Annotated in this window: 13 protein-coding genes and 1 riboswitch; of the genes, 10 read left to right on the top strand and 3 right to left on the bottom strand. The window is 36.2% G+C overall.

What is annotated here, in order from left to right:
- Window positions 1–36 precede the first annotated feature (36 nt).
- Complete coding sequence (locus AC1Q8M_RS26325) at window positions 37–945, bottom strand: NAD(P)-dependent alcohol dehydrogenase (protein ID WP_098855448.1); 909 nt, start codon at window positions 943–945, stop codon at window positions 37–39.
- Between the two features lie 157 nt (window positions 946–1,102).
- Here AC1Q8M_RS26325 and AC1Q8M_RS26320 point away from each other — a divergent pair, with 157 nt between their 5' ends.
- The 5 genes from AC1Q8M_RS26320 to AC1Q8M_RS26300 all read left to right on the top strand — a co-directional run bounded on the left by AC1Q8M_RS26320 (window position 1,103) and on the right by AC1Q8M_RS26300 (window position 7,074).
- Window positions 1,103–1,867: a DUF6612 family protein gene (locus tag AC1Q8M_RS26320; protein WP_000713524.1), complete on the top strand. Its 765-nt coding sequence runs from the start codon at window positions 1,103–1,105 to the stop codon at window positions 1,865–1,867.
- Window positions 1,868–1,933: 66 nt separating this feature from the next.
- A complete protein-coding gene (locus AC1Q8M_RS26315) occupies window positions 1,934–3,370 on the top strand; it encodes an FAD-binding oxidoreductase (protein ID WP_140158982.1) in 1,437 nt (478 codons plus the stop codon).
- On the top strand, window positions 3,367–3,900 hold the full coding sequence (locus AC1Q8M_RS26310) for an MFS transporter (RefSeq protein WP_000222367.1): 534 nt from the start codon (window positions 3,367–3,369) through the stop codon (window positions 3,898–3,900). Before AC1Q8M_RS26315 ends, AC1Q8M_RS26310 begins: the two co-directional genes overlap by 4 nt.
- Before the next feature lie 78 nt (window positions 3,901–3,978).
- The gene (locus AC1Q8M_RS26305; protein ID WP_000674039.1) at window positions 3,979–5,697 is read left to right on the top strand and encodes a DUF3981 domain-containing protein; all 1,719 of its coding nucleotides are present in this window, start codon (window positions 3,979–3,981) and stop codon (window positions 5,695–5,697) included.
- A 117-nt stretch (window positions 5,698–5,814) separates the two neighbouring features.
- Window positions 5,815–7,074 (top strand): multidrug effflux MFS transporter, encoded by a 1,260-nt coding sequence (locus tag AC1Q8M_RS26300; protein WP_229190176.1) that lies wholly within the window; start codon window positions 5,815–5,817, stop codon window positions 7,072–7,074.
- A 33-nt stretch (window positions 7,075–7,107) separates the two neighbouring features.
- Here the strand turns inward: AC1Q8M_RS26300 and AC1Q8M_RS26295 are convergent, their stop codons facing one another.
- On the bottom strand, window positions 7,108–7,554 hold the full coding sequence (locus AC1Q8M_RS26295) for a hypothetical protein (RefSeq protein WP_000282865.1): 447 nt from the start codon (window positions 7,552–7,554) through the stop codon (window positions 7,108–7,110).
- A 274-nt stretch (window positions 7,555–7,828) separates the two neighbouring features.
- Here AC1Q8M_RS26295 and AC1Q8M_RS26290 point away from each other — a divergent pair, with 274 nt between their 5' ends.
- Window positions 7,829–8,332 (top strand): hypothetical protein, encoded by a 504-nt coding sequence (locus AC1Q8M_RS26290; protein ID WP_000756522.1) that lies wholly within the window; start codon window positions 7,829–7,831, stop codon window positions 8,330–8,332.
- A gap of 16 nt (window positions 8,333–8,348) precedes the next feature.
- Here the strand turns inward: AC1Q8M_RS26290 and AC1Q8M_RS26285 are convergent, their stop codons facing one another.
- Window positions 8,349–8,564, bottom strand: a complete 216-nt coding sequence (locus tag AC1Q8M_RS26285; RefSeq protein ID WP_016513345.1) for a DUF3951 domain-containing protein — start codon at window positions 8,562–8,564, stop codon at window positions 8,349–8,351.
- 169 nt (window positions 8,565–8,733) lie between these two features.
- Window positions 8,734–8,839: riboswitch (SAM riboswitch) on the top strand.
- A 136-nt stretch (window positions 8,840–8,975) separates the two neighbouring features.
- Here AC1Q8M_RS26285 and AC1Q8M_RS26280 point away from each other — a divergent pair.
- Genes AC1Q8M_RS26280 through AC1Q8M_RS26265 form a run of 4 tightly spaced genes read left to right on the top strand, consistent with a single transcriptional unit; the run spans window position 8,976 to window position 12,652 of the window.
- Entirely contained in the window at window positions 8,976–9,893 is a 918-nt protein-coding gene (locus tag AC1Q8M_RS26280) for an ABC transporter permease (protein WP_000289326.1), read from the top strand.
- Window positions 9,894–9,910: 17 nt separating this feature from the next.
- Window positions 9,911–10,915 (top strand): ABC transporter permease, encoded by a 1,005-nt coding sequence (locus AC1Q8M_RS26275; RefSeq protein WP_098855451.1) that lies wholly within the window; start codon window positions 9,911–9,913, stop codon window positions 10,913–10,915.
- Window positions 10,872–11,882 carry an ABC transporter ATP-binding protein gene (locus AC1Q8M_RS26270; protein WP_000057269.1) on the top strand — a complete coding sequence of 337 codons (1,011 nt, stop codon included), beginning with the start codon at window positions 10,872–10,874 and terminating at the stop codon, window positions 11,880–11,882. The genes AC1Q8M_RS26275 and AC1Q8M_RS26270 overlap by 44 nt, the downstream gene beginning before the upstream one ends.
- Window positions 11,879–12,652: an ABC transporter ATP-binding protein gene (locus AC1Q8M_RS26265; protein ID WP_098365678.1), complete on the top strand. Its 774-nt coding sequence runs from the start codon at window positions 11,879–11,881 to the stop codon at window positions 12,650–12,652. Before AC1Q8M_RS26270 ends, AC1Q8M_RS26265 begins: the two co-directional genes overlap by 4 nt.
- The last annotated feature ends 9 nt before the right edge of the window (window positions 12,653–12,661 follow it).

Raw genomic sequence — 12,661 nt, 5'->3', positions numbered from 1 at the left:
CAAAAAGAATTGTCAATGGTATTTTCAGAATATATTTTATTTTAAGGTAATCGAAACATTTCCTTTCTTATGGCCCATTTCTACATACGTATGGGCTTCTACAACTTCTTCTAATCGGTAAGTTCTATCAATAACAGGTTTTAGCTTTTCTGTTTCAGCTAGTTGTTTTAGTAGGTTCATATCTTCTTTACTGACCTTTGCCATCATTCCGTTCACAGATACATATTTTCCATTAGGCATTAATGCATCTGTACAAAGAGACTTATTATATTTTCCAACTGCGTCAAATATAATATCGTAGTGATCGCCCCGCTTAGTAAAATCTTCTTTCATATAATCAATTACGTTGTCTGCCCCTAAAGCTGTTACTAAATCGAAATTCGAACTACTACAAATGGCTGTGACAGTCGCCCCGAAGTATTTAGCAAGCTGTACGGCAGCTGTCCCTACTGACCCAGAGGCGCCGTATATAAGTACTCGTTGCCCTTTTTTTATCTGTCCTTTTCTAAGGAAGTGCAATGCTGAAGTTCCGCCAAAAGGAATAACGGCAGCTTCTTCATATGTCACATTGGTAGGTTTTAATGCTATTAATCCACTTTCATGCACGCATGTGTATTCCGCATAACCACCAAGGTTTAGTTCTGTTAATGCAAAAACTGGATCTCCTTTTTTAAATTGTGTTACATCTGATCCAATGTCTTCGATTTCACCGGATAACTCTACGCCAAATATAGGTTTTCTCGGTTTTCTGAAACCTAATATGATCCGCATAGGAATCCAAAATAAGAGGGGGCTATTAAAGCCACGTATTCTACAATCTCCAGTCGATACACTTGTTGCGTGAATTTTAACTAATACTTCATTTTTCTTAGGTTTAGGCTTTTCTATATTTTGAAGCTGGAGAACATTAGGTGGTCCATACTTTGTGCAAATAATAGCTTTCATAATGACCTCCTGAAATGAGTTGTTATTATTTACATCATATTTAAACTTTTTCTCAAACATGTTGCTATATAGGAAATAAATTTAAAGAAGAATATTACGAATTATATAGATTTCATAGGAAAAGAGATGATATTATTTTTGGGAAGGAGGGGACGTTATGAAAAAATTTATTTTAATTTCAAGTTTAGTACTTGCAGTCGGTCTAGGAGTAGGGTGTAGTAATGAGAAAACAAAAAAGACTGATGAGCCGAAAAAAGAAGCTGTGCAGAAAGAAAAGGAATTAACAGCGAAGGATGTTTTCAATAAAGCGAATGAAGCTTTTAAAAACGAAGAAAATGTAACGATGACATATGATGTGGGAATAAAGGCTGAAGGAACAGAGATGAATGTAATAAAGGCCAAAATGCAATTAGAGCCGAAGCAAAAAAATTCTCGTTCTGAAATGAATGTTTCTGGTACAGAGGTTGTTGTTTATGATGTGGGTGGCAAAATTGCTGGTCAGTTGAAAAATCCTAATACGGGTGAAGTGATGTCTGTACCAGAGGAACAATTAAATGCTAACGGAATGAATGCGACTCAAGGAATGGTAGATAATTTAGAGATTCCATCGGAAATTTTAAATAAAGTGAAGATGGAGAAAAGTGGAGATAATTATAAGCTGAAGTTTGCATTAAAAGGGCAAGAGACAGAGAGTATGTTAGCTAGTATGGATGAAAAGCAGAAACAAATGCTACAAGGCCAAAATGCAAAGATAGAAGAAATAGATGGAGAATATATTATTACAAAAGATTTTAAATATGAATCAGCAAAGATAGATATGGTTATGAGTAGCAATGGTGAGGATAAAGCGCACATTATTACGGATGCGAAGTTTACATCGTATGATAAATTTGATCCAATACAATTGCCAGCAGCAAAGTAATCACTGTCAAGAGAGGTACCTGAAAGAACGGGTATCTCTTTTTGTTGCTAATAAGGAGAGTGTCCTTTGAAAAAAAGAAAGATAGTAGTGGTCATTGTCGCATATACGGTTTTGCTTGCAACGTCTGTACATACGTATAAAAAACAAATTGATCATCCTATTATGAGTGATGTAGGTAAATTGCTTCCGACAAAAATAAAACGTGTTGAAAGTGCTACGGAAGAGCACTCGTTAATAAAATTAGTGCGAGATGCAAAAGTTTCAGGAGAGAAAATTTCCATTGCAGGCATGCAACATAGCCAAGGAGGACAGACATATTATCCGAATGGCACGATGCTCGATATGAAAGGATATAATAAAATATTAGAATTCGATCCAGAGAAGAAGCGTATTACAGTTCAAAGTGGTGTCACGTGGAATGATATTCAGAAGAAAATAAATCCATATGGCCTTGCGGTACAGGTCATGCAGTCTCAAAATATTTTTACTGTTGGTGGTTCATTAAGTGTAAATGTACATGGGCGTGATATTCGTCATGAGGCACTAATTGATACAGTAGATTCATTTAGATTGTTAATGGCAGATGGCACGGTACGTAATGTAAGTAGAGAAGAAAATGCAGAGTTATTTCCATATGTCATTGGGGGTTACGGTTTATTTGGAGTTATTTTAGATGTGACGCTGAAGTTAACAGATGATGAATTATATGAAATGCACACGAGAATGATAGATTATAAAGAATACGCATCTTATTTCAAAGAGAAAGTGAAAAGAGATGAGAATGTTCGTATGCACTTAGCGCGTATTTCTGTTGCTCCAAATTCATTTTTAAAAGAGATGTATGTGACGGATTATACTTTGGCACAAAATCAAAATATGAGAGAAGAGTACAGTGAATTAAAGGAAGAAAATATTATAGCTGCACCTAAATTTTTACTTGGGTTATCACGTTATAGTGATTGGGGAAAGAATACATTTTGGGATATACAAAGAGGTTATTTTGAACGTACAGATGGAAAGTATGAGACGCGTAATAATGTTATGAGATCAGATAGTGCTTTTATGGAATATGAAAATCCAAATAGGACCGAAGTGTTACAAGAATACTTTGTGCCTATAGATGCTTTCGCGGAGTATATAGATGATTTACGTAAAGCATTAAATGAAGAAGAGTTTAATTTACTCAACATTACGATTCGTTACGTGGAAAAGAATGAAAATGCAGTTTTGTCCTATGCGAAAGATGATATGTTTGCGCTGGTTCTTTTGATTAACCAGGGACGCTCAGAGAGTGAGATAAAGAAAACAGAGGATGTCATTCGGAAGATGATTGATGTTACTTTAAAGCATAACGGTAGTTACTATTTGCCGTACTATTCTTATCCAACGAAAGAGCAGTTAAAAAGGGCATATCCTCGTATTGAAGAATTTCTCAAGAAAAAGAAGGAAGTAGATTCAGAAGAGAGATTTGTTAATTTATTTTATAGGGAGTATACGAAATGACATATAGAAGATTTGTGGCTTCGCAAAGTATTATCATGATGGCAGGAAGTATGGTATTTCCTTTTTATATATTATTACTTCGAAACGTTGGAAATAGCTTCTCGCAATTTGGCTGGGCGTATGGCTTATTTGCTTTAACATCAGCACTTGTATATCCACTAGTGGGAAAGGTATCTGATCAAGTAGGTGATAAAAAATTATTAATCATATACGCTTGGTCCATGGCAATCTTAATGCTTTGCTTTCCGATTGCCACGGAAGTATGGCATGTGTATATTCTTCAAATTGTAATGGGAGTTTTAGGTGCTGTGCAGCGTAATACTGAGAAGACTTCATTAGCACGAAAGGTTGCGCAGGAAAAGGCTGGTTATGAGATTGGAAAATACCATGTGTGGACATCCATTGGCGGAGCAGTAGCGGTTATTGCCACGGGATATTTAGTAGATTTCTTTACGATCGGTACAATTTTTTATATTGCATCTATTCTATATGTAGTGAGCGGGATTGTATTAAGTAGTAAAAAAATATAACTATTCCTATTTTCACCTTAATACCCTTTATTTGTTATACTAAAAGGGAATACAAAAGAAAAGGGGACAGTGCCTTTGATGAAATTTGTAGTTTTAGCTATTCTTACTTTGTTTTTGATTCCATGGACAAGAAGTAGTAGTAAGCTTCGAGCAGTGGATAAGAAGGGAGATAAGAAGGTTGTAAAGGGTAAGAAATCATCTATTTTAGTTATTCCTGTTTTATTTTGGATAGGTATTGCAATCTATGAATACTTTTGGCTAATTGATGATCGAGTAGATTCGATTCTTACTCATTATTCTGTTGCAGTAGCAATTTTAATTGGGCTTGTTTTATTTTCACAAGATCAAATAGGGAAATTAGAAGGTACATTAAAAGGACTTCTAATGTTTATTTTACTCGCAAGTTACGGCTACTTTGGTTATTTGCACGATATAGTAATCTCGCAAAAGAAATATGATTCTGTTGTTAAGATAGAGAAAGATATTTCAGAGCCATTTACTGAAAATGACCAGCCGTTTACAGTGCCGCCAAAGACAGCGGAGAATAAGATGAAAAAAGTATTTGGTGATATTCCGAAAGTAGCTTATTTTGAGCTAGGAGAATTAACGCCACAAATGGTAAACGGCGAAGCTTTATATGTAGCGCCGATTGAAGTTTCAGGATTTTTTAAAGCGCGTAAAGCTGAGACAATTCCAGGGTATGTAACGATGTCAGGTACGAATCCTGATGCGGAAGCGAAATTACACCTCGGTTATAAAATGAAATATGTACCGAGCATGTTTTTTGGTAATAATTTAGAACGTGTGGTAAGGCAAGCAGAACCAAATTTAATCTTTAAAGGGAAACCTAAATTTGAGGTTGATGATAAAGGGAAACCATATTATACAATGACGTATGGTGAATTTATTTCAGGAAGATCTGGATTTGAGGTAGAAGGTGTTGTCGTAGTAGACGCACAAACAGGTGAAGTGAAAAGGTATGATAAAGGAAAGGCACCTAAATTTGTTGATGGTGTATTAAATCATGAGACTGCATCTACGTTAAATACGTACTTTGGTAAATATATTCACGGATTTTGGAATACGAAATTCTCGCAAACTGATATGAAGATTCCGACTGAGTGGGGAACGAAAGAAGGAGTTACACCAATCTTTGGTAAGGATGGAACGTTATATTACTTTACTGATTTCACCTCTCCGAAAGAAGGAGTAGATTCTGCGTTAGGTTACTCGCTTATTGATGCGCGTACAGGTAAGTTATATTACTATAACGGCAAAGAAGTAAAGGGAATTATGGATGGTTCAGCAGCTACAGAAGTAGTGGATAATTCCTTTAAGAGAGAGAAATGGCATGGGACAATGCCTGTCATTTATAACGTATACGGAAAACCAGCTTGGATTATTCCGGTTGTTGATGACGGAGGCCTAGTACGTGCACATACAGTTGTATATGCTGCTAATGCAAAAATATTTGCGACAGGTTCGACGCAGAAAGAAGCGCTTGAGAATTATAAAAATGTAATGAGCGGTAATGGTGATACCTTTAGACCAACCTCAACAGGAAAAGAAGCGCAAAAAGAAGGTATTGTACAACGTGTATATAAAGAGAAATCAGGTGAAAATACAATCGTGTACGTACTTTTAGAGAATGAACAAAAGGTATTTATGATACCAGTGAAGAAATTCCCGTATGCTATGTTTACAGAAGTAGGAGACCCAATTCAAATTACATATTTAGATACAGGAGAGACGATGGCCTCGGTATCTAAATTTGCGAATAGCAATGTGAAAAAGTAAAGCGATAGAATTTCTATCGCTTTTTTTACATTATGAAAGAGGAAAATGCGCTGTACTTGACGTATGTTTATGATGTAACTATAATTGTTACGATTCAGTGTGTATAGGAAAGGGTGAATTGAAAAAGTGAATGAAGTTAATCACGAAATATATAAACCTGTAAAGGCAAACAGGTTATGGATGATTCTTGTATTAGGAACACTTACGGCGATTGGGCCATTATCTATTGATATGTATTTGCCTTCATTACCGAAGTTAACGGATGATTTGCAAACAGGTGCATCCCTAGCGCAGCTTACATTAACAGCTTGTTTGCTTGGGCTGTCAGTAGGGCAATTATTTGTTGGCTCAATTAGCGATATTTACGGAAGACGCAAACCACTTATTATTGCTCTTATTATTTATGTTGCTTCTTCTTTACTTTGTGCTATTGCGCCATCTATTTGGACATTAGTATTATTGCGCTTCCTACAAGGAGCTTCAGGATCAGCCGGGATTGTTATATCACGTGCAATGGTACGTGATATGTACTCAGGTTCTGAAATGACGAAGTTTTTCTCACTGCTTATGTTAGTAAACGGAGCAGCACCTATTTTGGCACCGATTATTGGGGGGCAATTATTACAGTTTACAACGTGGCGCGGTGTTTTCATCGTTCTTGGAGCAATTAGCGTATTCATGTTAATCTCAGCTACTTTTGTATTGCGTGAAACATTACCTCCTGAAGAAAGAGAAACGGGTGGTTTGTCAGGGACTTTGGCGACGTACGGAAAATTGTTAAAGGACCGTCTGTTTATGGGATATGCATTGTCACAAGGATTAGTAACAGCGGCAATGTTTGCATACATTTCGGGCTCACCATTTGTGTTGCAGAACATATACGGAGCATCACCACAGCAATTTAGTTTATTCTTTGCGATTAACGGCATCGGTATTATTATTGCTAGTCAGGTAACGGGTCGTTTAGCGGGGAAAGTGAATGAGAAGACATTATTTGTTGCTGGTATTATTATCGCAGCTGTTGGTGGCCTATCTTTACTACTGACAATCGTACTAGGAATAGGTTTAATCGGTGTTTTATGTTCGTTATTCCTTGTTGTATCAAGTGTCGGGGTTGTATCAACAACTGGGTTCTCATTAGCGATGAGAAATCAGAAGCAAGCTGCAGGAACAGCGTCAGCTTTATTAGGCTTATTACAGTTCATTTCAGGAGCGCTTGTCGCTCCGCTAGTAGGTATTGGTGGGAGTAATACAGCGTTACCGATGGGTGTTGTTATTGCGCTTTGTGAAGTAGGAGCAGTATTATGTTATCTATTTATGGCCAGAAGAAGTGAGAAGCAGTTTGAACTGCAACAAAGACAAAATTTAGAGGCTTAACAAAAAAGAACTGATTCAAAGGGAATGTTTGAATCAGTTCTTTTTTTCATTTCTTTGAAATATCTCATACATATTATTCATGATCGTATCATATAAAACAGCAAGTTTATCCCACACCCAGCGATTACTATCGACTTCTTTTTCCCCACAGTCGATAATATCGGTATGGTCAGTAATTTTATACGCTTTTTTAACGATAATAGGAGCAATCTTCGGTATACGTGGGATTTCCTTTAAGGTATCTGCAAAGTTTCCAATGTAGACATGACCGATGATTTCGATTGTTAATGATTTATCCGATATATTTAGCGCGGTATGAAATTGATTTGTATGTTGTTGTTTTAAATATTGAGCTAACTTAAATGGAGCATGCTTCTTCTTTAATACGCGGCGAAGGCTCTCTGTATTTTCGATATGAAGTGATTTTTCGCGAATAAGGACACGAATATCTTCTCCCATAAAAGGCATTGTGTTGTACATAGATGATTCTCCTTAAAACCTTACATATGTTTGCGTTATGCATATGTAAGTCTAGCATGGTTTGTTCTTTATGTGTGCTTACAGTTTTGTAAGGTGATGTAGTAAAGCATTGCAAAAGTTATTTGTATAAAGTGACGATACTGTGACAAACATGTTGGTATATATATTACGATGTCGTCTTAAGTGTAAAAAGTAGGGCGTTCTCGGTATAATAACAAGTGGAGATAAAAGAAACTATAATGAGTAATAGCTGTAGATAAAAGGAGAAGAAGAGATGAAGAAGGTTTTGGGTATTGCTGTAATGGGAAGTATGATCCTTCTAGCAGGATGTAATGGAAATAAAGATACGAAAGAACCGAAAGAAAAGGTAGAGCAATCTACTGAACAAACAGAAGAGATGAAAGAATACCTTGCAGTACATGAAAAATACGATATAAAAATGAATAAAGAAATTAATAAAGCACTGCAGTTATTTGAAGTGGCAAAAGAAAAGGGCGGTAAGGAAATAACGAATGCTACATATAAAGAAGACGTGCAAAAGGTAACAACGAGCATGTTAGAAGATATTGATCATATACGTAAAGAAATTCGTGTTCCGAAGTCGAAAGAGCAAGAACATGAGGTATATATTGGTTTCTTGAATGAATCAGAACAAGCGATGAAAAAATTACAGAAGTTAGCTAAAGAAGAAGATTCATCGTTGATTCGTGATATAGAAATTAATTTTGCAACAGCATCGACATACTATAAACGTTTTCAAGCAGAAACGAAAAAATAACCTTGCCTGTGCAGGGTTATTTTTTCTTCTTGCCATCTCCGTCTTCATCCTCAGATACTAATATTTTCTGTTCTTCGTGAAATTCGGAAATAGTTTGCCCGGTAATATTATCGAAAGGAGTATAAAAAGAAGTAATACGTTTCTTTTTAATAAAGAGTTTATAGGAGCCGATGATGACAAGTATAACGATTGTTAAGGTTAATCCTATAGTAGCAAGAAGTAAGGGGTCCATCTTATAACCCCTTTAACATCATTTCTTTTTATTATAAGCCGAAAACTGTAATTTCGATAAATGAATTAAAAACTGATTTTTCTAAATTTATCCAATCTGATTGACTTTTCAATTTTTCAGAATTATAATTCGAAATATACAATTTGAACCAAATAATAATATAGCAATTTACTTATCCAGAGAGGTAGAGGGACTGGCCCTATGACACCTCAGCAGCGGGTTCTGTAATAGGAACACCGTGCTAATTCCAGCAAGCAAGTCTTGAAAGATAAGTGATGGGCCTTTGTTTGTTAAGCCTTGATCTTATTTTTTAAGATCAAGGCTTTTTGTATTCTAAAAAGAGAAAAGGGAGTAATGGAAAAAGTACGTTCATAAAACAAAGTAAATTCATGTGTTTAGGGGGTTATTGAAGTGTATGTAATTAAAAAATTATCGGTTATGGTGTTCACACTATGGGTTATTACGACAGTGACATTTCTAATTATGCATATTATTCCGGGAGATCCATTTTCATCAGATGCAAAAATCTTTCCTGAAGAAGTGATCCAAAACATGAGAGCGAAGTATCACCTTGATGAACCGTTATGGAATCAATATGTTGCTTATTTAGACGGTGTAGTTCATTTTGATTTTGGTGAATCTGTTCAATCAACCGGGCAAGGTGTATCAGAAATTATAACAACTGGCTTTGGTCCATCAGCAATTATTGGTCTACAAGCACTTGTTATTTCATTGTTAGTAGGAATTGCGGCAGGGACATTTGCTGCTCTCTATCATGGGAGAGTAATTGACTATAGTGTGAGTTTGCTCGCAATTTTAGGTATTTCTATTCCAAGTTTTATTTTAGCGCCACTATTTATACAAGTATTCGCTATCCAATTTGAGTTTTTACCAGTAGCCTCTTGGGGAACATTCGAACATACGGTATTGCCATCCTTTGCATTAGCGTTAGGGCCAATCGCAGTTATTACAAGGTTTGTTCGTTCTAATATGATCGAAGTACTGCAGAGTGATTATATTAAGCTAGCAAGAGCAAAAGGTATACCAATTAAGAAGATTATTATAAGACACGCTCTTCGAAATGCGATTGTTCCAGTACTTACATTTGTTGGACCGTTAATGGCTGGACTCTTAACAGGGACTTTCGTTATTGAAAAAATCTTTTCAATTCCTGGCCTAGGAAAATATTTTGTAGATAGTATTTTTAACCGAGACTATCCGGTGATTATGGGAACAACGATTTTCTATAGTGCATTATTAATTGCTTGTATTTTCATTACAGATATTATTCATCGCATTGTTGATCCGCGTATTCGTTCTATTACATAAGGAGGGGGGATATTTAAATGGGAGCTTATGAGATTAAGGAACAGTTATTAACGAAAGAAGAGAAAAAAGAATTAACGATAAATAAAAATCAGCAAACAATTAGCAGAAAGAAAGAAGTGTTTCGTAAGTTTATATCGAATCCAATCGCAGTTTTAGGAACAGTGACGTTATTGCTAATTATTGTTTTCTCGCTTATTGGCGAAAGTTTAACTTCATTTACTGCGAGTGAACAAGTAAAAGAGGCAACAAATTTACCGCCGAGTAGTGAACATTGGTTTGGAACAGATGATCTAGGGAGAGATATTTGGGCACGTACTTGGGCTGGTGGGAAGATTTCACTAACAGTTGGATTAGTAGCAGCTGCCCTCGATATAGGACTTGGTGTACTGATTGGTGGATTTAGTGGATATGTGAGAGGGCGTAATCGCCTTGGAACGTTAATTGATGAGTGGATTATAAGAGGAATTGAAGTATTATACGGCATCCCATATTTATTAATTGTTATTTTGCTATTAATTGTTATGAAACCAGGTCTTTTCACCATTATTATCGCCCTTGCATTAACGGGATGGATTGGAATGGCTCGTCTCATTCGAGCACAAGTATTGTCTTTAAAACAACGAGAGTTTGTTATTGCAGCAGAGCGATTAGGTACATCACATATGAAAATTATATATGGGCATTTAATTCCGAATTTAACAGGGGTTATTATCGTGAATTTATCATTTACAATTCCAGCAGCTATTTTTTCAGAATCATTTTTAAGCTTTATAGGACTTGGAGTACAATCACCAGCGGCAAGTTGGGGGACGATGACGAATGATGCACTCGGGACATTATTGAGCGGAGAATGGTGGCAGCTATTTTTCCCGGCAATTATGATTGCACTCATTATGTTCGCATTTAATGCAATTGGTGATGGTTTGCAAGATGCGATTGATCCAAAAATTGTCAAACGGAATCGAAAGGAGAAAAAACATGGCACAAATCTTATCTTTAGAAAACGTAACGTTAGCCGTTGAAAAAGAGAATATTAAGCAAGCGATTGTGAAACATGTTTCCTTTTCTATTAACGAAGGTGAAATAGTTGCACTTGTAGGAGAAAGTGGTTCAGGAAAAAGTGTCACAGCACAATCCATTATCGGCTTGAATCAAGAATCAATTCATATCGATGATGGGAATATAGCTTTCCAAGCAAAGGAATTAACGAATTTACAAGAGTCAGAATGGAATCAAATTCGCGGAAAAGATATTTCCTTTATATTTCAAGATCCGCTTTCATCTTTAAACCCAACGATGAAGGTAGGCAAACAAATTACAGAAGTAGTTTTGCAACATGGGAAAAAATCGAAAAGAGAAGCAAAGGAAATTGCGATTAACTTGTTAACAGATTTAGGGATACATGAAGCAGAGAAACGCTTTGAACAGTACCCACATCAATTAAGCGGAGGTATGAGGCAGCGTATTTGTTTAGCAATTGCGTTTGCTTGTCACCCAAAGCTTGTAATTGCAGACGAGCCGACAACAGCGTTAGATGTAACGATTCAGAAACAAATTATGGGGCTATTAAAAGAAAGAAAAGAAAAACAAAATACGAGTATTTTATTAATTACACATGATTTGGCACTTGTACGTGAAGTAGCTGATCGAGTAGTTGTTATGTATGGGGGACGTGTCGTTGAAAAAGGAACGATACAGGAGGTAATAGGTTCTCCTAAACATCCATATACGAAAAGTTTATTACAAGCAATTCCGAATATGGATGATTCCGAAAAGGTATTACGTGCTATAGAAGGAACGACACCTTCCATTGAAACATTAAATAGCTTTGGTTGTCCTTTTGTAAATCGTTGTCCAGTAGCGATAAAAGAATGTATTCATCGTTTTCCAGAGAGAACCACATATTCTAAGGAGCATAGTTCACATTGTTGGCAACATGTTCTAGAGCATAATAAAGCGAAATCAAAAGAGAAGGTGAATGCCTCATGACGACAGATTTAATTACTATAAAGCAAGTAACGAAAACGTATGGAAGTAAAAGTAAAGAAATCACAGCGTTAAAAGACATATCACTTTCTATTCCGAAAGGAACAACACTTGGCATTATTGGTGAAAGTGGTTCAGGAAAAACAACACTTGGAAAGCTCATAGCAGGGATTGAGAGTCCAACGTCTGGTGAAATTGATTATAACGGTCAAGTCGTTCACAAGCTGAAATCAGCTCATAGGCGAGATTTTTTACAGAAAGTACATTTCATTTTTCAAGATTCCACAGCAGCATTAAATCCGCGCTGGAAAGTACGCGATAGCGTAACGGAAGGTTATATTTCATTCGGTTTAGGTGATAAAGGATTAAAGGATAAAGTAGCAGGTGATGCGCTAGAACGTGTGGGATTAGATAGACGATATATCGATCGCTATCCGCACGAATTTAGCGGAGGACAACGTCAACGAATTGCTATTGCAAGAGCGTTATTGTGTGAGCCAGAAGTATTGATTCTTGATGAACCAATTTCAGCATTAGATGTTTCATTGCAAATTCAAATTGTACATCTGCTGCAAAAAATTCAAAAGGAACAAGGCTATACATATTTATTTATCGCACATGATTTGCCGATGGTTCACTATTTATGTGAAAAAGTGGCTGTCTTATATAAAGGAGAACTTGTTGAATTTGGAAATACGGACGAAGTGTTCCGTAATCCACAACATTCTTATACAAAAACATTGTTAGCATCAACACCAAAAATTTCGGGTTAAAGGAGAATG

Source organism: Bacillus sp. GW823-FHT06A10, assembly GCF_058795375.1.
This window is presented reverse-complemented; position numbering and strand designations above follow the sequence as displayed.